Below are 20,473 nucleotides of genomic sequence, written 5' to 3'. Positions count from 1 at the left end.
TACCCTCCGTGACCGGCAATACCGACATCCGGGATGCCGGCCCGAGACGGGTCACCGCGCTGCCGGGTTCGCCGCGCCGACGTTCAGACGAGCGAATCGCGCCACTGCCGGTGCAGGGCCGCGTACCGACCGTCGGCCTCGACCAGTGCGGCCGGCGGACCGTCCTCGACGATCCGGCCCCCGTCGACGACCAGCACCCGGTCGGCGATCTCCACCGTGGAGAGCCGGTGCGCGATCACCAGCGCGGTCCGGTCGCACAGGATCGTCCGCAGCGCCCGTTGCACCAGCCGCTCGCTCGGTACGTCCAGGGACGAGGTCGCCTCGTCCAGGATCAGCACGGTCGGGTCGGCGAGGAAGGCGCGCGCGAACGCGACCAGTTGACGTTGCCCGGCGGAGAGTCGCCCGCCGCGTCGGTGCACGTCGGTGTCGTACCCGTCGGGCAGGGCGGCGATGAAGTCGTGCGCGCCGATCGCCCGCGCCGCCGCTTCGATCTCCGGTTGTTCGGCGTCGGGCCGGCCGAACCGGATGTTGTCCGCGACCGAGCCGCTGAACAGGTAGTTCTCCTGGGTCACCATCACCACCACGCGGCGCAGTTCGGCGTCGGGCACCCGCCGCAGGTCGACCCCGTCCAGGCTGACCGTGCCACTGGTCGGGTCGTAGAAGCGGGCGACCAACTTGGCCACCGTCGACTTGCCCGCCCCGGTGGCGCCGACCAGCGCGACGATCTGCCCGGCCGGGATCCGCAGGTCCAGTTCGGTCAGGACCGGCGTCTTCTCCCGGTAGCTGAAGGTGACCCGGTGGAACTCGATCTCCCCACGACCGCCGCCGGCGGGCAGCCCGGTGGGGGGCGCCGGTTCGGGTACGCCGGGTCGCTCGTCGAGCACCCCGGAGAGCTTCTCCAACGCGGCGGTGGCCGACTGGAGCGAGTTGTAGAACTGGCTCAGCTCCTGCATCGGTTCGAAGAATCGCCGCAGGTAGAGCAGGAACGCGGCGAGTACGCCGATCTCGGTGGCGCCGTGCAGGACCCGCCAGCCGCCGTACGTGAGCACCACCGCCACGGCCACGTTGCCGATCAGTTTGATGCTCGGGGAGTAGGTGGCGATGAGCCGGAAGGCATGCAGGTTCGCCCGCCGGTACTCGTCGTTGACGGAGGCGAAGATGTGCTGGTTGCGGGGCTCGCGACGGAACGCCTGAACCGCCCGGATCCCACCCAGCGACTCGACGAAGTGCACGATCACCAGGGCGACCGCCTCGCGGGTGCGCCGGTAGGCGAGCCCGGAGGCGCGGGCGAACCAGCGGGAGAGCACCAGCAGGAACGGGAACGCGAGCAGGGTCACCGCGGCGAGTGGCGGATCGAGCCAGAGCAGGACGCCGGCGACGGAGACGATGGAGAGCGCGGCCAGCACCAGGTCGTCGATGCCACCGTCGACCAGTTCGCCGATGGAGTCCATGTCGCTGGTCAGCCGGGCGATCACCCGACCCGAGGTGTACCGCTCGTGGAAGCCGACCGAAAGTCGCAGGAAGTGCTCGTACACCCGCTGACGCAGGTCGATCAGGACGGCCTGGCCGATCCGCGAGGAGAGGGTGAGGAAACCGCGCTTGCCCGCGTACTCGGCGGCGGCTGCGGCGCTGAACGCCACCGCCACCGCCACCAGGGGCCGGGGGTCACCCTCGCGGAGTGGGTCGATCGCCCGGTCGATGCCGAGCATCACCAGGTACGGACCGGCCATGCCGGCCGCGTTCTGCACCAGGAGCAGCACCACCGCCACCCCGATCAGCCGGCGGTGGGGCCGCAGCAAGGCGCCGAGCAGGGCCCGGCTGCGGGTCCGGAGCAGGGCCAGCGCGCGGACAGTGCCCCGTTCGGCGGTGGTCCGTTCGGCGTCCGGGTCGGTGGCGACGCCCCGCCAGCCGGTGAGGGCGGCGGCCGGGTCCGTACCGGGGGTGGGCGCGGCTCCGGCGGTCATGAGCGGATCAGGCCGGAGGCGTCCGACTCTCCGGTCAGGCCGGCGGCGTCCGGTTCCCCGGCCCTGGCGGAAGTGTCGGCGGCTTCCGTGGCGGAGAGGACCGCGCGGTAGTCGGGGACGGTGGCGAGCAGTTCGGAGTGGGTGCCCACGGCGGTGATCCGGCCGTCGGCGAGCAGCGCCACCCGGTCGGCGAGCGCCACCGTGGAAGGTCGGTGCACCACCAACAGCGCGGTGGTGTCCCGCAGCACCCGGGACAGCGCGGCCTCCACCAGCGCCTCGGTGTGCACGTCGAGCGCGGAGAGCGGGTCGTCGAGCACCAGCACACCTGGTTGGCCGAGCACCGCGCGGGCCAGCGCCAACCGTTGCCGCTGCCCGCCGGAGAGGGAGAGGCCCTGTTCGCCGACCCGGGTTTCCAGTCCCCACGGCAGGCCGTACACAAAATCGGCCTGCGCCACCGCGAGCGCGTCGCGGATCGCGTCGTCGTCCGCGTCCGGCCGCCCCAGGGTGAGGTTCTCCCGGACCGACATGGAGAAGAGTGTCGGCTCCTCGAACGCCACCCCGACCACCCGGCGCAGCCCGGCGAGCTGGAGATCGCGGATGTCCTGCCCGTCGAGGCTGATCCGGCCGGCGTCGACGTCGTAGAGCCGGGGCACCAGCGACAGCAGCGTGGTTTTGCCGGATCCGGTGGCGCCGACGATCGCCATCGTCTCGCCCGGCCGAACCGCAAGGGTGACCTCGTGGAGCACCGGTCGGGCGAGTCCGGGGTAGCCGAAGGTGACTCGCTCGAACCGGAGGTCGCCGTGGACCGCGGCCCGGCGCAGCGGGACCGCGTGTGGTCGGTCCACGATGGTCGGTGCGGTGTCGAGCACCTCCTGGATCCGGTCGGCCGCGGTCACCGCCTCCTGACCGTTGGCGATGATCCAACCAAGGGATTCGATCGGCCAGATCAGCATCAGTTGCAGCGTGACGAAGGCGACCAGTTCGCCGATGGTCAGCTTGCCGTACGCCACCGCCGGTGCCCCGGCCACCAGGACCACCGCCAGGGTCAGGTTCGGGACCAGGTCGAACTCGGCCGACGTACGGGCGATCAGGCGGCCCTTGCCGGTGGCGGTGTCGTGCAGTTGCCGGGCCCGTACGGCGAACCGGTGCGCCATCTCGGGGCGACGGCCGAACGACTTGATGGTGCGCAGCCCCTGGGTGGACTCCTCGATCAGGGTGGTCAGGTCGCCCTGTTCGTCCTGCATCTGTCGGGACGCGGCGAGGTAGGAGCGGGTGAACCGCCGGCTGACCGTGAACAGCGGCACGGCGCTCGCCGCGACCAGCAGGCCGAGTGGCCAGTAGAGGTGGATCAGGAGTCCCACCACGGCGAGGTAGGTAGCGGTGTTGACGATCAGGAAGAGCAGCCCGAAGGAGAGGAACCGACGGATCACCGACAGGTCCGCGGTGGCCCGGGAGAGGAGTTGCCCCGACTGCCAGCGGTCATGGAAGCCCACGTGCAGCCGTTGCAGGTGGGCGTAGATGTCGTCGCGGATGGCCGACTCGATGGCAAGGGCGGTCGACGACTGCACCCAGCGGCGGACGAAGATCAGCACTGCCTCGGCGAGCCCGAGCAGCAGCGCCAGGACGCCGAGCCGGTACAGACCGCCGGGGTCGCGGTTCGCGATCGGACCGTCGATCACCTGCCGGATGATCAGGGGTACGGCGAGACTCGCCCCGGTTGCGGCGAAGGCGACGACCAGCAGCCAGCCGAGCTGACCGGTGTACGGGCGGACGTAGCGACGCAGCCGCCACAGGTTGTGTCCGAACGGCGGGCGCGGGGGAACCTCCGGAATCGTCACAACCCCTGAATTCGGGTCATCGTGGTCCGGAGGCACCCCTGCACCGTATCGGTAAACGCCGATCCAGTAACAGTCAGCTTCCGGTCAATGGCCGCTCGTGACCGAGCAGCCAACGCTTCACGTCCAGCCCCCACCGGAACCCGCCCAGGCTGCCGTCGGTGCGCAGCACCCGGTGGCAGGGGACAAAGAGCGCGGCGGCGTTGCGGGCGCAGGCCGCCGCCGCGGCGCGCACCGCCCGGGGCCGCCCCGACAGCTCGGCAAAACCGGTGTACGTCACCGGCTCACCCGGCTTTACCTGCCGCAACGTCTGCCAGGCGTGGGTCATGAACTCGCCGCCGCTGTGCTGCTCCACCGCCACGGCGTCGATCGCGGTCAGCTCACCGTCGAGGTAGGAACGGACCGCGCGGGTCACCGCCCCGAGGTCGGCGCGGGGCCGGACCGGGGCCCGCAGACTGGGGTGTACGACCGCCAGCAGCGTCCCCACCTCGCTGGTCCAGCCGGCGGCGCGGACCGCACCGTCCCGGTTGACCAGGATCGTCAACGGTCCGGCCGGGGTGTCCACCTGGGCGCTGCTGAGCTCCGTCGTACTGCCCGTGGTCGAGCTGTTCAGGTCGTTCATGATGCTCTCCAGAGTCGGATCGTGGCGTAGGAACGCCAGGGGCGCCACCGGGTGGCGTGGTCGGCGAGGGAGGCCGGGGTGCCGGGCAGCCCGAGCGCGGTCGCGCCGTGGCGTACGCCCAGGTCGGTGGGGAGGAAAACGTCCGGGTCGCCGACCGCGCGCAGCAGCACGTACGCGGCGGTCCACGGGCCGATCCCGGGCAGCCCGGTCAGTTGGGCGGTGAGCCGCTCCCGGTCCGCCCCCGGATCGAGGTCCAGGCTGCCGTCGGCGACCGCCCGCGCCACCGTACGGATCGTCTCGCGGCGGGCGGCGGGCATGCCGTACGCCCCGTCCGGCAGGGCCAGCAGTTCCGCCGGCGCCGGGAACGCCCGCAGCGGCGACTCGGCGTCGGGGGCGCCGACCGGCGGCTCGTCGGCGGGCGCCGCCGGCTGGCCGGGCGCCGCCACCGGGCCGGGGACGGCGGCGACCAGCCGGCCCAGCACGGTCCGGGCCCCGGCCACCGAGACCTGTTGGCCGACGATCGCCCGGACCGCCATCTCGAAGCCGTCGACGGCACGCGGCACCCGTACCCCGGGTTCCTCGTCGACCGCGGCGGTGAGTGCCGGGTCGGCGGCGAGCGTGCCGTCCACCGCCTCCGGGTCGGCGTCCAGGTCGAGCAGTCGGCGGCAGCGGGCCACCGCCGGCGACAGGTCGCGTACGTCGGTCAGGCGCAGCGTCGCCGCGACGTACCCGGGGAGCGGGGTCAGGGTCACCTCCGCCGGACCGTGCGGCAGACGCAGCGCCCGGGTGTACGACCCGTGGTCGACCCGTTCGACCGACGGCAGGGCCCGCAGGGAGAGGAAGTCGAACAACGCCTCCACGTGCAGCGGGGCCCGGTACGCGAGCCGCAGCGACACCGTGCCCGCGCCGGTCCCGGCCGGTTGGTGGTGGGCCTTCGCCCGCAGTACCGACGGCACCGCCGCGTACACCTCGCGGATGGTGTCGTTGAACTGCCGTACGCTGCCGAACCCGGCGGCGAACGCGATCTCCGCCAGCCCCAGTTCGGTGGTCTCGATCAGGATCCGGGCGGTCTGCGCCCGCTGGGCCCGCGCCAGTGCGAGCGGCCCGGCGCCGACCTGGGCGGTGAGCATCCGGTGCAGGTGCCGTTCGGTGTAGCCGAGGCGGGCGGCCAGACCCGGCACCCCGTCCCGGTCGACCACACCGTCCGCGATCAGTCGCATCGCCCGCCCGACCACGTCCGCCCGGACGTCCCACTCGGGCGAGCCCGGTGCCGCGTCCGGCCGGCACCGCCGGCAGGCCCGCAGTCCGCCCCGCTGGGCGGCAGCGGCGGACGGGTAGAAAGTGACATTTTCCCGTTTTGGGGTTACCGCCGGGCAGGACGGCCGGCAGTAGATCCCGGTGGTCCGTACGCCGGTGTAGAACCAGCCGTCGAACCGCTGGTCACGGCTGTCGACCGCCCGGTAGCACCGCTCGAAGTCCAACTCCACCCGACCGATACTCCCCGCGCCGATGCCCCCCTGCTAGCGGAATTCGGACCTCACCGTAAGGAAGGGCCCCTTGTTATCGCTTTCTGTATAGGAGGGGCCCCTTGTTAACCGGTCCCGGCGGCGGGGCCGGCCGGGAGCGCGGGCGCGCCGGGCGGTGGCGGCGAAGGCTTGCGTATGCTGGTTTGTCGTGGCTATCTCGCTAGGCATCGTCGGCCTGCCCAACGTCGGCAAGAGCACGCTCTTCAACGCACTCACCAAGAACGACGTGCTGGCCGCGAACTACCCGTTCGCCACCATCGAGCCCAACACGGGCGTGGTCGGGCTGCCGGACGAGCGACTGGACAAGCTCGCCGAGATCCACGGGTCACAGAAGATCATCCCCGCGCCGGTGACCTTCGTCGACATCGCCGGACTGGTCCGGGGGGCCTCCAAGGGCCAGGGCCGCGGAAACGCGTTCCTCGCCAACATCCGTGACGCGGCGGCGATCTGCCAGGTGGTCCGGGCCTTCTCCGACCCGAACGTGGTGCACGTCGACGGCAAGGTCTCGCCGGCCGACGACATCGAGACGATCAACACCGAGCTGATCCTGGCCGACCTGCAGACGCTGGAGAAGGCGCTGCCCCGGCTGGAGAAGGAAGCCAAGATCCGCAAGGACCGGGCGGCGGTGGTCGAGGCCGCCAAGAAGGCGATCGACCTGCTCAACACCGGTGTCACCCTGTACGCGGGCGGAGCCCGCGCCGGGATCGAGATCGTCGAGTTGCGCGAGCTGCACCTGCTCACCACCAAGCCGTTCCTGTACGTCTTCAACGTTGACGAGGCCGAACTGGGCAACGCCGACTTCCTGGACGAGCTGCGCCAGCTGGTGGCGCCCGCCGAGGCGGTGTTCATGGACGCCAAGGTGGAGTCGGAGCTGATCGACCTGCCGGCGGAGGAGGCCCGTGAGCTGCTGGAGTCGATCGGGCAGCCGGAGCCGGGGCTGGACCAGCTGATCCGGGTCGGCTTCCGTACCCTCGGGCTGCAGACGTACCTGACCGCGGGGCCGAAGGAGGCGCGGGCCTGGACCGTCCCGGTCGGGGCGACCGCGCCGGAGGCCGCCGGGGTGATCCACACGGATTTCCAGCGCGGCTTCATCAAGGCTGAGATCGTCTCGTACGAGGATCTGGTCGCCGCCGGGTCGATGGCGGCGGCGAAGGCGGCTGGCCGGGTCCGGCTGGAGGGCAAGGACTACGTCATGCAGGACGGCGACGTGGTCGAGTTCCGTTTCAACGTCTGAGTCGTCGATGCCGGGGCGCTACGAGATGTAGTGCAGGATCACGTTGTGTACGTGGTGACTCTTCTGGTCGCCCCGGAACTCGACCTCGTACGTGTGCGTGCCGACGTGGATGGCGATCGCGCCGGTGGAGAAGAACGACCCGCCCCAGGACTTGTTGCTCACCACGCTCACGCTGGTGATCTTCGAGTACGGGATGCTGGTGATCGCGAACTTCTTGCCCACGAACGACTTGTCCTGGATGATCACCCGCCGGTTGGTCAGGCCGATGAAGCCGGTGCCGGTGCCGATCGCGTCGTAGACCGCGATCACCTGCTCGCCGTCGAGCAGGCCGCTCTGGATCTGCTGGAACTGCTCCCGACGGTCGTATGTGACGTTGTTGGCCATGTGGCCGAGGGTAGGAGCGGCGCGCCACCGCGGCACCTCGGCGGATGGCGCCAGGATCTCCGCCAGGAACCATGGTTCGGGTGGCGTGCGAGGGGTAAGCCCGGCAATGTTCTCGCTCCGGCACCTTGGTCATCGGCGCCCGCCCGCGCTGCCGGCCGATCCCGCCACGAGACGCGTCGACGAGATCCTCGCCAGGTGGGCCGATGCGAGCCGGACCAAGGTGCGTGACCGGATCCGGCAGATGGAGATCAACCTGATGATCGCAGTCCAGGCCGGGGTGGCGGCGGCGCTGTCCTGGGGGATCGCGCACGAGGTCCTGAACACGCCGCAACCGGTGTTCGCTCCCGCTGCCGCCGTGGGCACCATCGCCTCGTCGACGGGGCAGCGGCTGCACCGTACGGTCGCCCTGATCGCGGGGGTCGCGGTGGGCATCGGTGTCGGCGACGGGTTGATGCTGGTCGCCGGCCGGGGGCCGTGGCAGTTGGGGGTGATTGTGACGCTCGCGGTGATCGGGGCGATCCTGATCAGCGGCCGGGGTGTGCTGCTGGCTCAGGCGGGCGGTACGGCGGTGCTGATCGCGGCCCTGTCGCCGACCGTGGGTGAGCTGGAGTATCCGAGGTTCGTGGACGCCCTCATCGGTGGCGGGGTCGGCCTGGTGGTGGTCCTGCTGCTCCTGCCGTTCAATCCGCGTCGGATCGTGCAACGTGCCGCGAGCTATCCGATCGAGGAACTCGCTCGACAGTTGAGCCTGACCGCGCAGGCGATGAGGGCGCGCGACGCTGCCGCCGTCGGGCGGGCGGTGGATGGCTTCGGAGCCATCGAGTCGGACCTGGTGAACCTCAAGGCGGCAGTGGACGGGGCGAAGGAGGTGGTGCAGTTGGCGCCCGCCCGCTGGCATCGCCGCCAGACGCTGGCCCTGTTCACCCAGGGGGCCGAGCACATGGACAACGCGGTGTGGAGCAGCCGTGGCCTGGCCCGTCGGGTGGCCAGCCTGATCGCGGACGGCGAACCCCTCCCGGACTGCCTGCCGGTCGCGGTCGACCGCCTCGCCGAGGCGGTCCGGCTGCTGCACGACGAGTTTCGGCACGGTCGGGTGCCGGATGAGGCGCGCAGGCGGGTGCTGCGGGCGGTGCACGACGCGAGTCAGGGCTACGACCACGGGGTCGCCCTCTCCGGCGCGGCGGTGGTGGCGCAGGTCAGGTCCGCCGCTCTTGACCTGTTGCAGGCGACCGGGGTGCAGCGGGACGACGCCAACCAGCTTGTCCGTGAGGCGGCGCGCGCCGCCGCCACGCCGACCTGAGCGGTACGGGTGGGTCAGTCGGCGCTGGTGACCGAGCGGTAGACGTCCTCGATCCGGGCGGCGAGGGTGACCACGTTCTCGGTGATCGTGTCCTCGTCCGGTGCGCCGATTTTGATCTGGGTGTGGCCGTCGAGACGCCGGAGCTCTGGACGTACGTGCACCGCGTCTGCGACGATCTTGACGCGTTCGGTCAGCGCGGCGTGTTGGGTATCGTCGAGGATGAGGGTGCGCTTGAGTTGTCGCCCCTCCCGGATCCAGCCGGGCAAGAGGGTGAGCGCGTCGGTCAGGTAGTCACGCTGGGATCGACTGCGCCATAGAGCACGCTTCACCATACCTCCCAAGCGTCGTTGCCGGCTTGTGGCCAAATCGTCGCTATCCCGTGTCCTAGTCGGTGCTCCCTAGTCTGTCGCCGGCCGGCTGGTGTGTCCACGTCCACAGTTCCGTGTTCTTTTGCCCTACGGTTGGGCTACGGCACCCGAACCGCCGATTGATCTGGCACCGTTGATGCCCGTGCAGACCGAACGGGCGAGTGGGGACGAGAGTGCCGGTTACAGCGGCGAGTCGACTGATTACGGAAAGCGAAAGAGCAGGGTAATTGTCGGTGCGGCCATCATCGAGGACGGACGGGTGCTCGGTTGCGCCAGGGCCAAGCCGCCGGAAGTGGCCGGCAAGTGGGAGTTTCCGGGCGGCAAAGTCGAATCCGGCGAAACTGAGATCGACGCACTCATCCGCGAATGTATGGAGGAGTTGGCCGTCCGGATCGAGGTCGGCGAGCGGGTCGGTGCGGACGTGCCGCTCGCCCACGGCCGGGCGGTACTTCGGGTCTACCAGGCCCGGCTCATCGGTGGAGACCAGCCACAACGGCTGGAGCACGCGGAGTTGCGCTGGCTCACGGCGGCCGAACTCGGCTCGGTGGCCTGGCTGCCCGCGGATGAGCCGATCGTGGCCGCCCTGCGGCCCCTGCTCTGACACGCCGGGGGAAATGCGACGTCATACGCGATAACAAGGCCCGATCACGTCGACGTCCCGAAAAATGGTTTGGAACGGCGATCGTGCCTGAATGGGAGTTGTGCCCGGAATACCACTGAAGGCTCGGCGGCTACTGCCGCCGAGCCTTCAGTACGCGTACGGGCTGAATACGCCCCGGATCAGTCTTTCTGGTCCGGGTGGGCGTAGTTCAGGTGGTCAGCCGGGAGCGGAAAGGACACGTCGTCGCCGAACGGCGACGGCGCGGCTGGCCGGTCGAAGGTGAACTCGCTGAGCGGCATCTTGCCCCGCTCGTCCACCACCGGACTGGTGGGGTGCGGCACCTGACGGTGCCAGTTCACCCCCCGCTGCGCCTGCTCCTCGGCGACCGGGTCGCCGGAGGAGCCACCGTGGGAGTGATGCTCACGGACATCTGACGGATCCGGACGAGCACCTGTCTCGTCGCCGTCAGTCTGACCCCGTCGGAAGATCTTGCTACCAAGCCACACAAGAGGATCGTACCTGCGGTCGACGACGCGTTCCTTCATCGGGATGATCGCGTTGTCAGTGATCTTGATGTGCTCGGGGCAAACCTCGGTGCAGCACTTGGTGATGTTGCAGTAGCCGAGGCCCTGCGACGCCTGTGCGTACTCCTTGCGGTCGGTCTTGCTGTCGAGCGGGTGCATGTCCAGTTCGGCGGCACGGATGAAGTACCGCGGGCCGGAGAACGCGACCTTGTTCTCCTCGTGGTCACGTACCACGTGGCAGGTGTTCTGGCACAGAAAGCACTCGATGCACTTGCGGAACTCCTGCGACCGCTCGACGTCGACCTGCTTCATCCGGTAGTCACCGGGGGCGAGGTCGGCCGGCGGCGCGAACGCCGGGGTCTCCCGGGCCTTCTCGTAGTTGAACGAGACGTCGGTGACCAGGTCCCGGATGACCGGGAACGTCCGCAGCGGGGTGACCGTGACCGTCTCGGCCTCCTCGAAGGTCGACATCCGCGTCATGCAGCCCAGCCGGGGCATGCCGTTGATCTCCATCGAGCAGGAGCCGCACTTGCCGGCCTTGCAGTTCCAGCGGCAGGCGAGGTCGGGTGCCTCGGTGGCCTGCAACCGGTGGATCACGTCGAGGACAACCTCGCCCTCGTTGACCTCGATCTGGTAGTCCTGCAGGTCACCGCCCTGGTCGTCGCCCCGCCAGACCTTGAAGTGGCGCTTCGTACCCATTACTTGCCCGCCTCCTGCGCGTGCACGCCGCCGGTTTCGACACCCTCGCTGAGCGCGTCGAAGTCGGCCAGCTCGTCTTCGGTCAGGTACTTGGCCAGCTCGGTCCGGTCGAAGAGCTGGATCAGCTCGGCCCGCATCTTCGGCAGAGGCTTGTGCTCCAGCCGTACCTTGTCGCCGTCGAGCGAGCAGACCAGGTTGACCATGCGCCAGTCCGGCGCCATCTTCGGGAAGTCCTCCCGGGTGTGTCCGCCGCGCGACTCTTCCCGCTCCAGTGCCGCCTTCGCGGTGCACTCCGAGACGACCAGCATGTTGCGCAGGTCGAGCGCGAGGTGCCAGCCCGGGTTGTAGCGCCGGCCACCGGTCGCACCCACCTTCGCCACCCGCTCCCGCAGGTCGGCCAGGCGGACCAGTGCGTCCTCCAGCTCGCCCTTGCGCCGGATGATGCCGACCAGGTCGCCCATCACCGCCTGCAGGTCCTGCTGGAGCTTGTACGGGTTCTCGCCGTCCGGGCGCTCCAGCGGGGCCAGCGCGCGGTCCACCGACGCCGCGACGTCGGTCGCCGCCACCTTCGGGCGGGAGGCCAGGCCATCGGCGTACGCCGCCGCGTGCCCGCCCGCCCGCCGGCCGAAGACCAGCAGGTCGGAGAGGGAGTTTCCGCCGAGCCGGTTGGAGCCGTGCATGCCGCCGGAGACCTCACCCGCGGCGAAGAGCCCCCGGACGTGTCCGTGCGCCGCGGCGGTGTCCGGCTCGACCTCGACCCCACCCATCACGTAGTGGCAGGTCGGCCCGACCTCCATCGGCTGCTTGGTGATGTCGACGTCGGCCAGCTCCTTGAACTGGTGGTACATCGACGGCAGCCGGCGCTTGACCTCCTCGGCCGGGAGTCGGCTCGCGATGTCCAGGTAGACGCCGCCGGCCGGGGTGCCACGACCCGCCTTCACCTCACTGTTGATCGCACGGGCCACCTCGTCGCGAGGAAGCAGCTCCGGCGGGCGCCGGTTGTTGTCCGGGTCGCTGTACCAGCGGTCCGCCTCCTCCTCGGTCTCCGCGTACTGCTTGCGGAAGACGTCGGGGACGTAGTCGAACATGAAGCGCTTGCCGTCGGAGTTCTTCAGCACACCACCGTCACCCCGGACCGACTCGGTCACCAGGATGCCCTTCACCGACGGCGGCCAGACCATGCCGGTCGGGTGGAACTGGAGGAACTCCATGTTGATCAGAGTCGCGCCGGCCCGCAGGGCGAGCGCGTGGCCGTCCCCGGTGTACTCCCAGGAGTTCGAGGTGACCTTGTACGACTTGCCCACCCCACCGGTCGCCAGCACCACGGCCGGCGCCTCGAAGAGGACGAACTCGCCAGACTCCCGGTAGTAGCCGAACGCGCCGGCGATCCGGGGACCGTCCGGGCCGGAGGAGTCGAGCAGCAGTTCGGTGATGGTGGTTTCGGCGAAGACCTTGATCCGGGCCTCGTAGTCGCCGTGCTCCCGCTTGTCCTCCTGCTGCAGCGAGACGATCTTCTGCTGGAGGGTACGGATCAGCTCCAGCCCGGTCCGGTCACCCACGTGCGCCAGCCGGGGGTACTCGTGGCCACCGAAGTTGCGCTGCGAGATCTTGCCGTCCTTGGTGCGGTCGAAGAGCGCACCGTACGTCTCCAACTCCCAGATCCGCTGCGGCGACTCCTTCGCGTGCAGCTCGGCCATCCGGAAGTTGTTCAGGAACTTGCCACCGCGCATGGTGTCGCGGAAGTGCACCTGCCAGTTGTCCCGGCTGTTCACGTTTCCCATGGCCGCCGCCGCGCCGCCCTCGGCCATCACCGTGTGGGCCTTGCCGAAGAGCGACTTCGAGATGATGGCGGTGCGCTTGCCCGCCAGCCGGGCCTCGATCGCCGCCCGCAGGCCGGCGCCGCCGGCCCCGATCACGACGACATCGTAGTGGTGTCGTTCGATTCGCGTAGTCATGTCAGGCCCTCAGTTGATGAACCGCAGGTCGCCGAACCACTCGGCGGACAGCGCCATGATGTAGAAGTCGGTGAACGCCAGTGTGCCCAGCGTGATCCAGGCGAGCTGCATGTGCCGGGTGTTGAGCTTGGACACGAAGGTCCAGAAGCGGTAGCGCACCGGGTGCTTGGAGAAGTGCTTGAGCCGGCCACCGGCGATGTGCCGGCAGGAGTGGCACGAAAGCGTGTACGCCCAGAGCGCGATGACGTTGATCCAGAGGATCACGTTGCCCAGTCCGAAACCGAAGCCCTCGGGACTGCGGAAGGCGAGTACGGCGTCCCAGGTATTGATCAGTGAAATGACCGCCGCGGCGTAGAACGCGTACCGGTGTGCGTTCTGGAAAATCAGCGGGAAGCGGGTCTCGCCACTGTAGGTCTCGTGCCCGTCCGGGACGGCGCAGGCCGGCGGGGAAAGCCAGAATGCCCGGTAGTAGGCCTTGCGGTAGTAGTAGCAGGTGAGCCGGAAGAGCAGCAGGAACGGCAGGGTCAGCGCGGCGTCCGGGATGATCCACCAGCCCGGCAGCACACGGCCGAAGTGCGCCGCCTCCGGGAGGCAGGTCTGGGTCACGCAGGGCGAGTAGAACGGGGTCAGATAGTGATAATCGGCGACCCAGTAAAAGTCGTGCATGAACACCCGGACCGTGGCGTAGGTGACCCAGGCGCCGAGCCCGATGACCGTGATCAGCGGCGCGAACCACCAGCGGTCGGTACGCAACGTCCTCGCCGCGATGGCGGCGCGCGGACGCGCACCCCCCGGCCTCGTTGCCGTCGTAGTCATTCCTATGTCTCCCTGACAGGGCCCTGTCTGGCTGACGGGCACGGATGGTGTTCCGGTGAGCGCGCGGGGGCAGCGATGTGATTCGAAGTCGCGCCACCCGCACGCTGTACACCAGGACCTATGCCTTCCGGCGCAGTTCGGCGTACACGTTACGCCGCACGCCGAGCGCACGATGCGCAAGGGAGTCTCGCGTGTGTCCTACCGGTAACGAAAGTCCCAGCCGTCATTCCGGGCGTGGTTGTGCAGAACTTCACTCATGATCGTCAGCCCGGAGCGGCCGGAAGATCAGCCCGAGGCGCCGCCGGTGAAGTTCCACGACGCCAGCCGCAGCGCCGGAGCCGACCACCAGGAGGCGTCCCAGCTGTCCGGCAGCAGCGACGCGTGCCGGCCCAGACCGAGCACCGCGCCGGGCGCGAGCGCCTGCGGGTACGACTGGGTGAAGCGGAAGTTCTGCACCGCCGTGGTGATCTCGCCGTTTTCGATCAGCCAGACGCCGTTGCGGGTCAGACCCGTGATGACCAGGGATTTCGGGTCCAGTACCCGGGTGTACCAGAAGTCGGTGACAAGCAGTCCACGTTCGACCCCGGCGACCAGCGCGGCGGTGTCCGAGTCGACGATCGGCCCGGAGACCTCGGTCGGACCCGAGCCGTCGCCGGTGTCACCGGCGGGCAGCAGGCACAGGTTGGTCGGGACCGCACCCCAGGAGGCGCCACCGTGCAGCGCGTGCCCGGTCGAGGAGACCCCGGCCTCGGCCGCGGTCCGCCGGTCGTGCGTGACCGTACGGGTCACCCCGTTCTCGACCAGCGCGACCCGACGCTTCGGGGTGCCCTCCGCGTCGTACGGCAGGCCGAGCGTGCCGAGCGTGTCGTCGACCAGGCTGATCGTCGGGTCGAACTGCGTGCTGCCCAGTTCGGCGAAGGACCGTCGCTCGTTGTACGCCTTGCCGTTGAACCCGAAGAGCGCGAAGTTCTGCAGGATGTCGACCACCGCGGTCGGCTCCAGCACCACCTCGTAGCGCCCCGGTGCCAGCTCGACCGGGGCCGCACCGGCACGTGCCTTGACCGCCGCCCGGGCACCGAGGACCGTACCGTCCAGATCGGAGAGACGCCCGGTGTTGCGCCGGGCCACCCCGTCGACCCCGCCGGCCCGGGCGATGCCGTCCATGGCCGCCTCGGCCGAGCGGCCGGTGACGGACTGGCCGGCACTGTTCGCGAAGCCGCCGGCCCAGCTCACCGTACGGCAGTAGCCGGCCGTCTCCAGCCCGCCGGCCGCCTCGACGAAGGCGCGTACCCGGTCGGCCCGCTCGTCCGGGGTGGCCTGCGCGGTCGCCTCGTCGTAGTTGCCGGTGCCGTCGGGTGCCGTCGCCGGGGCCAGCCCGGGCCAGGCCGGGTCGGGTGGGCAGAGCCGGGCGGCGGCGACCGTACGCTCCACCAGCCCGCGCAGCCCGTCGTCGGTGACGACGGTGCTGGAGCCGGCGGCCGTACGACCGTCCACGTGCAGCCGTAGCCGCAGACCGGTGGTGTCCTCTGCGACGTTCTGGTGGATTGCCGAGTTGGCGAAGCGGGTCAGCGAGTGGGCGGTGTGGGTGGCGCTGGCTTCCGCCTCGGCGTCCGGCCCGGCGATCTCCCGGACCAGTTCCACCACCCGACCTGCGAGATCGAGCTCCCGGCTCATCGAGATGTTTCCCTTCGCTCGTCGCGTACCGCCACGGTGGTGGAGCAGGTCATCCGCGCACCCCCACCCGTACGTTGGTGAACCGGGCCGGGGCGGCCGGGTGGCCGGTGTGCCCGACCTGGCCGGGCTGACCCTTGCCACAGTTCGGGGTCCCCCAGGCGACGCTCTCGCCGGAGAGCATGTCCATCGAGCGCCAGAACTGCGGGCCGATCCCGGTGTAGGTGGGGTTACGCAGCATCCGGCCCCGGCGACCGTTCTTGATCTCCCAGCCGATCTCGCAGCCGAACTGGAAGTTGAGCCGCTTGTCGTCGATCGACCAGGAGCGGTTGATGTCCATCAGGACACCGTCGTCGGTGGCGTCGATGATCTCGTCCAGGGTGTGCGGTCCTGGCTCCAGGCCGACGTTCGTCATCCGTACCATCGGCAGCCGCGACCAGCCGTCGGAGCGCACGCTGCCGGCGTAGTCGAGGCCGGCGACGGCGGCGGAGTCGCGACCGGCCAGGACACCGACCCACCGGCCCTCGCGGACCGCGTCGCGTTTCGCCGCCGGCGTGCCCTCGTCGTCGAAGCCGAAGCTGCCCAGCGCGCCCGGGATGGTCGGGTCGATGGTGATGTTCATCAGCTCGGAGCCGTAACGGAGCCGGCCGAGCTGGTTGAGGTCGAGCCACGAGGTGCCGGCGAAGGCGGCCTCCCAACCGAGGATCCGGTCGAGTTCGATGGCGTGCCCGACCGACTCGTGGATCTGCAACGCGAGCTGCTCACCACCGAGGATCAGGGTGGTCTCCCCGCTCGGGCAGAGTGGCGCGGTCAGCAGCTCACGGGCCTCCTCGGCGATCCGGACCGCGTGCGCGCCGAGGTCGAGCGAGTCGACCAGTTCCCAGCCGCTGGTGCCGTACTGGCCGCGGTAGCTGGGGTAGGAGCGGCGTTGGGTCTCTCCGTCGCCGATAACGGTGGCCGAGATCCCCGCCCCACACTCGCGTACGTGCTGGTCGATCCGGTGCCCCTCACTGGAGACGAACCACTTGCTGGTGTCCCAGATCTGGTAGAGCCCTTCGGCCAGGTCCGCCCCGGCCTGGTGCGACAGCTTGGTCGCGTGGACCAGCAGGTCACCCTTGTCGGAGAGGGCGACGCCGAGCGGGTCGACCGCGCAGGGCGAGGACCAGGTGCCGCTCTGCCCGCCGGTCGGCACCAGGTCGACAGCAGGGCCGGGGACGCGGGCACTGGCGGTGGCGATGCGCGCGGCGCGGGTGCCGGCCGCTCGGGCGGCGGCGTCGGAGAGTTCGGGTACGGCGAAGAAGCCCCAGCTGGAGCCGACGAGTGCCCGTACGCCGATGCCCGCGTCCTCGTCCTGCGAGAGTTCCTCGATCTCGCCGTTGCGTGCGGACATCGACTCGTAGCGCCGGTGCATCACCCGCGCGTCGGCATAGCGGGCGCCCGCGTCGAGCGCCGCCTGCACCGCGGCCGTGGCCACGTCGAAGTGGGTCATGACCATGACCCTATGCGAGATCCCGGTCAGGGGCGGGGTAGCGGCACGGACAGCGCCGGGCGCGGGATCACGCAGGGTAGTGGTTGCGAGGTGGTCGGACCGTCCGCCGGGGTCGGGGTGGAGTGCGCGCGACCCGCTCCGCGCGATCCCGATAACGGGTCGTCCGGAGCTCGGTTCGGTCGACGGTTGTCAACGCGTCAGCCAGTTATGTTAACGGTTCAACCGCGGTTCAATGAGGAGAGTGGGCGGAGAGCGTCCTCGATGCGGTTTCGTTACTGTTTGCCCGCTGACAGGCCCCTGCCCGTAGCTTAGTTTCGCCCTCTACCACCCTTCACGGGTTCTTTCCGGTGGTTCGCAGCAGGTTTACCCGCTGTGACGAACATGGACCCGGAACCGGCGGGAGTGGAGAGAGGCGGTCGAGCGGCATGCCCGGAACACCCCGACAGCGTGTGGACGACGGTCCCTACCTCCAGGTGCGGGACCTCAGGGTCGGCTTCGAGACCCCGGACGGCACGGTCCGAGCGGTGGACGGTGTCTCCTTCACCGTCGACCGTGGTCGCACCCTCGGCATCGTCGGTGAGTCGGGCTCCGGTAAGAGCGTGACCAGCCTGGCCGTACTCGGCCTGCACGATCCTCGGCGGAGCACGGTCAGCGGCAGTATCCGGGTGGGCGGGGAGGAGGTCGTCGGGCGGCCGGAGGAGGAGGTCCGGCGGCTACGCGGGCGGGACGTGGCGATGATCTTCCAGGACCCGCTCTCCGCGCTGCATCCGTACTACTCGGTGGGGCGGCAGATCACCGAGGCGTACCTGGTCCACCATCCGAGTGCCGGCCGGCGGGCCGCCCGGCAACGGGCGATCGACCTGCTCGACCGGGTCGGCATTCCCCAGCCGGCGAAGCGGATCGACCAGCACCCGCACGAGTTCTCCGGGGGCATGCGTCAGCGGGCGATGATCGCGATGGCGTTGGCCAACGACCCGGATCTGCTGATCGCCGACGAGCCGACCACCGCGCTCGACGTCACCGTGCAGGCGCAGATCCTCGACCTGCTCGCGGATCTGCAACGCGAGTTCCACTCGGCGATCATCCTGATCACCCATGACCTCGGTGTGGTCAGCCAGGTCGCCGACGAGGTACTGGTGATGTACGGCGGGCGGGCGGTCGAGCACGGCGGTGTCGAGCAGGTGCTCCGCCGGCCGCAGCACCCGTACACCTGGGGTCTGCTGGCCAGCGTCCCGTCGCTGCGCGGACCGGCGGACGCCGACCTGGTGCCGATCGAGGGCAGCCCACCGAGCCTGATCAACCTGCCGTCGGGTTGCGCCTTCCATCCCCGCTGCCGGTACGCCGGCCGTAGCGGCGACCGCTCCCGCACCGAGGTCCCCGAACTGCGCCAGGTGGCCGAACGCGGTCACCTGGTCGCCTGCCACCTGCCCGAACCGGAGCGGAAACGGCTGCACGCCGAGGAGATCGCGGCGACCGGAGCGGACCGATGAGCGAACCGTTGCTGCGGGTCGAGGGACTCACCAAGCATTTCCCGGTACGCGGCGGGTGGCGCTCCCCGGCGCGGGTCCGCGCGGTCGACGGCCTCGACTTCGAGGTACGCGCCGGCGAGACGCTCGGCCTGGTCGGCGAGTCCGGCTGTGGCAAGACGACGACCGGGCGGATGCTGGTCCGGTTGCTCGAGCCGAGCGGCGGCCGGATCAGCTTCGAGGGGCGGGACATCACCCATGCCCGGCGTGCCGCACTGCGCCCGCTCCGACAGGACCTCCAGATCATCTTCCAGGACCCGTACGCGTCGCTGAATCCGCGCCACACCGTCGGCCGGATCGTGGCGATGCCGTTGCAGGTCAACGGGATCAGGCCAGTCGGTGGGGTCAAGCAGCGGGTGGCCGAGCTACTGGAACTGGTCGGACTCAACCCGGAGCACTACAACCGGTACCCGCACGAGTTCTCCGGCGGGCAGCGGCAGCGGATCGGGATCGCCCGCGCGTTGGCGCTGCGGCCGAAGCTGATCGTCGCCGACGAGCCGGTCTCCGCGTTGGACGTCTCGATCCAGGCGCAGGTGATCAACCTGCTCCGGGACCTGCAACGGGAACTGGGGCTCGGGTTCGTCTTCATCGCCCACGACCTCGCCGTGGTCCGGCACTTCTGCCAGCGGGTCGCGGTGATGTACCTCGGCAAAATCGTCGAACTGGGCGACCGGGAGGACATCTACCACCGGCCGCAGCATCCGTACACCCGGGCGCTGCTCTCCGCCATCCCGGACATCGGCCGGCTCGGCCCGACCGGCCGGATCCGGCTGCGCGGTGACGTACCGACGCCGTTGCACCCGCCGTCCGGCTGCCGCTTCCGAACCCGCTGCTGGAAGGCCCGGGAGCTCTGCGCCACGACCGAACCCGCGCTCGTACCGCGTGACGGTGGCCGCCAGTCGACCGCCTGTCACTTCCCGGAGGAGGGGGAACTGGGATGAGTGAGCAACAGGTCGCCGCATCGGCGGCGGTGGTCGACGCGTCCGGCGGACTGACCCCGGGGGCGGTGCCGCCCGTCGGCACCGGATTCGTCGGCCGCTCACCGGGGCAGCTCGCCTGGCTCCGGCTCCGGCGCGACCGGGTCGGCATGGCCAGCGGCGCCGCGCTGGTCTTCTTCGTCCTGGTCGCCGCCGCCGCGCCGCTGATCGAGTGGCTCTACGGCAAGGGGCCGCAGGAACGCTTCCCGGAGCGGCTCGACCGCAACGGCTTCCCGCTCGGTTACGCCGGCGTCGACGCCGAGCACTGGCTCGGCATCCAACCCAACATCGGCCGGGACGTGTTCATCCAGCTCGTGTACGGGCTGCGTACGTCACTGCTGGTGGCGTTCACCGCGGCGCTGCTCACCATCGCGCTCGGTCTGATGATCGGCGTGCTCGCCGGTTACCTCGGTGGCCGCGTCGACGCCGCACTGACCTGGTTCATCGACCTGACCATGGCGTTCCCGTTCTTCATCTTCTGCTTCGCGTTCATCCCGGTGGCGGTCAACCAGTTCTACGGCGTACGCGACGCCGAGGCGTCCTGGTTCCGGCCGGTCCTGCTGATCGCCATCTTCGTCCTGTTCAACTGGACCTACACCGCCCGGCTGGTCCGGGGACAGGTGCTGTCGTTACGGGAACGCGAGTTCGTCGACGCCGCCCGGGCGGCCGGTGCGGGGCTGGGACACATCCTGTTCCGACAACTGCTGCCGAACCTCTGGGCACCGATCCTGGTCACCTTCTCGCTCAACGTACCGGCGTTGGTCACTGCCGAGGCGGCACTCTCCTTTCTCGGCATCGGCATCCTCGAACCAACCCCGGACCTGGGGCGCCTGATCAGCGACAGTGTCGACTTCATCCGGGAGGTGCCGAGCTTCACCGTCATCGGTGGCACCACGCTCTTCCTGCTCGTGCTCTCCTTCAACCTCTTCGGCGACGCGTTGCGGGACGCGCTCGACCCGAAGTCGAATCGGTAGGGGGTCGC

At 70.0% G+C, this 20,473-nt stretch carries 16 protein-coding genes and 2 pseudogenes; 6 read left to right on the top strand and 12 right to left on the bottom strand.

Going from position 1 to position 20,473, the window contains the following annotated elements; all coding sequences use genetic code 11:
- Window positions 1-83: 83 nt before the first annotated feature.
- The 4 genes from BDK92_RS14070 to BDK92_RS14055 all read right to left on the bottom strand — a co-directional run bounded on the left by BDK92_RS14070 (window position 84) and on the right by BDK92_RS14055 (window position 5,908).
- Window positions 84-1,964: an ABC transporter ATP-binding protein gene (locus BDK92_RS14070; protein ID WP_121157122.1), complete on the bottom strand. Its 1,881-nt coding sequence runs from the start codon at window positions 1,962-1,964 to the stop codon at window positions 84-86.
- Window positions 1,961-3,802, bottom strand: a complete 1,842-nt coding sequence (locus BDK92_RS14065) for an ABC transporter ATP-binding protein (RefSeq protein ID WP_121157121.1) — start codon at window positions 3,800-3,802, stop codon at window positions 1,961-1,963. The genes BDK92_RS14070 and BDK92_RS14065 overlap by 4 nt, the downstream gene beginning before the upstream one ends.
- Window positions 3,803-3,875: 73 nt before the next feature.
- A complete protein-coding gene (locus BDK92_RS14060) occupies window positions 3,876-4,421 on the bottom strand; it encodes a methylated-DNA--[protein]-cysteine S-methyltransferase (RefSeq protein ID WP_121157120.1) in 546 nt (181 codons plus the stop codon).
- The gene (locus tag BDK92_RS14055) at window positions 4,418-5,908 is read right to left on the bottom strand and encodes an AlkA N-terminal domain-containing protein (RefSeq protein ID WP_121157119.1); all 1,491 of its coding nucleotides are present in this window, start codon (window positions 5,906-5,908) and stop codon (window positions 4,418-4,420) included. The genes BDK92_RS14060 and BDK92_RS14055 overlap by 4 nt, the downstream gene beginning before the upstream one ends.
- Before the next feature lie 187 nt (window positions 5,909-6,095).
- On the opposite strand from BDK92_RS14055, the gene ychF reads away from it, so the two are divergent.
- On the top strand, window positions 6,096-7,181 hold the full coding sequence (ychF, locus tag BDK92_RS14050; RefSeq protein ID WP_121157118.1) for a redox-regulated ATPase YchF: 1,086 nt from the start codon (window positions 6,096-6,098) through the stop codon (window positions 7,179-7,181).
- 18 nt (window positions 7,182-7,199) lie between these two features.
- On the opposite strand, the gene BDK92_RS14045 is transcribed toward ychF, so the two are convergent.
- Complete coding sequence (locus BDK92_RS14045) at window positions 7,200-7,565, bottom strand: PH domain-containing protein (protein ID WP_121157117.1); 366 nt, start codon at window positions 7,563-7,565, stop codon at window positions 7,200-7,202.
- An 85-nt stretch (window positions 7,566-7,650) separates the two neighbouring features.
- On the opposite strand from BDK92_RS14045, the gene BDK92_RS14040 reads away from it, so the two are divergent.
- Window positions 7,651-8,865 (top strand): FUSC family protein, encoded by a 1,215-nt coding sequence (locus tag BDK92_RS14040; RefSeq protein ID WP_170208587.1) that lies wholly within the window; start codon window positions 7,651-7,653, stop codon window positions 8,863-8,865.
- 14 nt (window positions 8,866-8,879) lie between these two features.
- On the opposite strand, the gene BDK92_RS14035 is transcribed toward BDK92_RS14040, so the two are convergent.
- Window positions 8,880-9,197 carry a 4a-hydroxytetrahydrobiopterin dehydratase gene (locus tag BDK92_RS14035; RefSeq protein ID WP_121157115.1) on the bottom strand — a complete coding sequence of 106 codons (318 nt, stop codon included), beginning with the start codon at window positions 9,195-9,197 and terminating at the stop codon, window positions 8,880-8,882.
- Window positions 9,198-9,375: 178 nt separating this feature from the next.
- On the opposite strand from BDK92_RS14035, the gene BDK92_RS14030 reads away from it, so the two are divergent.
- Window positions 9,376-9,834, top strand: coding sequence for a (deoxy)nucleoside triphosphate pyrophosphohydrolase (locus BDK92_RS14030; RefSeq protein WP_425462230.1), 459 nt, complete (start codon window positions 9,376-9,378; stop codon window positions 9,832-9,834).
- A gap of 179 nt (window positions 9,835-10,013) precedes the next feature.
- Here the strand turns inward: BDK92_RS14030 and BDK92_RS41170 are convergent.
- The 6 genes and pseudogenes from BDK92_RS41170 to BDK92_RS14005 all read right to left on the bottom strand — a co-directional run.
- A pseudogene (locus tag BDK92_RS41170) lies at window positions 10,014-10,250 on the bottom strand (succinate dehydrogenase/fumarate reductase iron-sulfur subunit); the annotation flags it as partial.
- A gap of 54 nt (window positions 10,251-10,304) precedes the next feature.
- Window positions 10,305-11,057: pseudogene (locus BDK92_RS14025) on the bottom strand (succinate dehydrogenase/fumarate reductase iron-sulfur subunit); the annotation flags it as partial.
- Window positions 11,057-13,012, bottom strand: a complete 1,956-nt coding sequence (locus tag BDK92_RS14020) for a fumarate reductase/succinate dehydrogenase flavoprotein subunit (RefSeq protein WP_121157112.1) — start codon at window positions 13,010-13,012, stop codon at window positions 11,057-11,059. The pseudogene BDK92_RS14025 and the gene BDK92_RS14020, both read right to left, overlap by 1 nt.
- A gap of 9 nt (window positions 13,013-13,021) precedes the next feature.
- On the bottom strand, window positions 13,022-13,828 hold the full coding sequence (locus BDK92_RS14015; protein WP_121157111.1) for a hypothetical protein: 807 nt from the start codon (window positions 13,826-13,828) through the stop codon (window positions 13,022-13,024).
- Window positions 13,829-14,113: 285 nt separating this feature from the next.
- Window positions 14,114-15,502 (bottom strand): TldD/PmbA family protein, encoded by a 1,389-nt coding sequence (locus tag BDK92_RS14010; RefSeq protein ID WP_121157110.1) that lies wholly within the window; start codon window positions 15,500-15,502, stop codon window positions 14,114-14,116.
- A 49-nt stretch (window positions 15,503-15,551) separates the two neighbouring features.
- Window positions 15,552-16,988 (bottom strand): TldD/PmbA family protein, encoded by a 1,437-nt coding sequence (locus BDK92_RS14005; RefSeq protein ID WP_121162110.1) that lies wholly within the window; start codon window positions 16,986-16,988, stop codon window positions 15,552-15,554.
- 425 nt (window positions 16,989-17,413) lie between these two features.
- Here BDK92_RS14005 and BDK92_RS14000 point away from each other — a divergent pair, with 425 nt between their 5' ends.
- The 3 genes from BDK92_RS14000 to BDK92_RS13990 are packed head-to-tail and all read left to right on the top strand — an operon-like array spanning window position 17,414 to window position 20,465.
- On the top strand, window positions 17,414-18,478 hold the full coding sequence (locus BDK92_RS14000) for an ABC transporter ATP-binding protein (RefSeq protein WP_121157109.1): 1,065 nt from the start codon (window positions 17,414-17,416) through the stop codon (window positions 18,476-18,478).
- The gene (locus tag BDK92_RS13995; RefSeq protein ID WP_121157108.1) at window positions 18,475-19,455 is read left to right on the top strand and encodes an ABC transporter ATP-binding protein; all 981 of its coding nucleotides are present in this window, start codon (window positions 18,475-18,477) and stop codon (window positions 19,453-19,455) included. The genes BDK92_RS14000 and BDK92_RS13995 overlap by 4 nt, the downstream gene beginning before the upstream one ends.
- On the top strand, window positions 19,452-20,465 hold the full coding sequence (locus BDK92_RS13990) for an ABC transporter permease (RefSeq protein WP_121157107.1): 1,014 nt from the start codon (window positions 19,452-19,454) through the stop codon (window positions 20,463-20,465). Before BDK92_RS13995 ends, BDK92_RS13990 begins: the two co-directional genes overlap by 4 nt.
- The last annotated feature ends 8 nt before the right edge of the window (window positions 20,466-20,473 follow it).

The organism is Micromonospora pisi, from assembly GCF_003633685.1.
In the GTDB taxonomy this organism is placed as follows: Bacteria; Actinomycetota; Actinomycetes; order Mycobacteriales; family Micromonosporaceae; genus Micromonospora_G; species Micromonospora_G pisi.
This window is presented reverse-complemented; position numbering and strand designations above follow the sequence as displayed.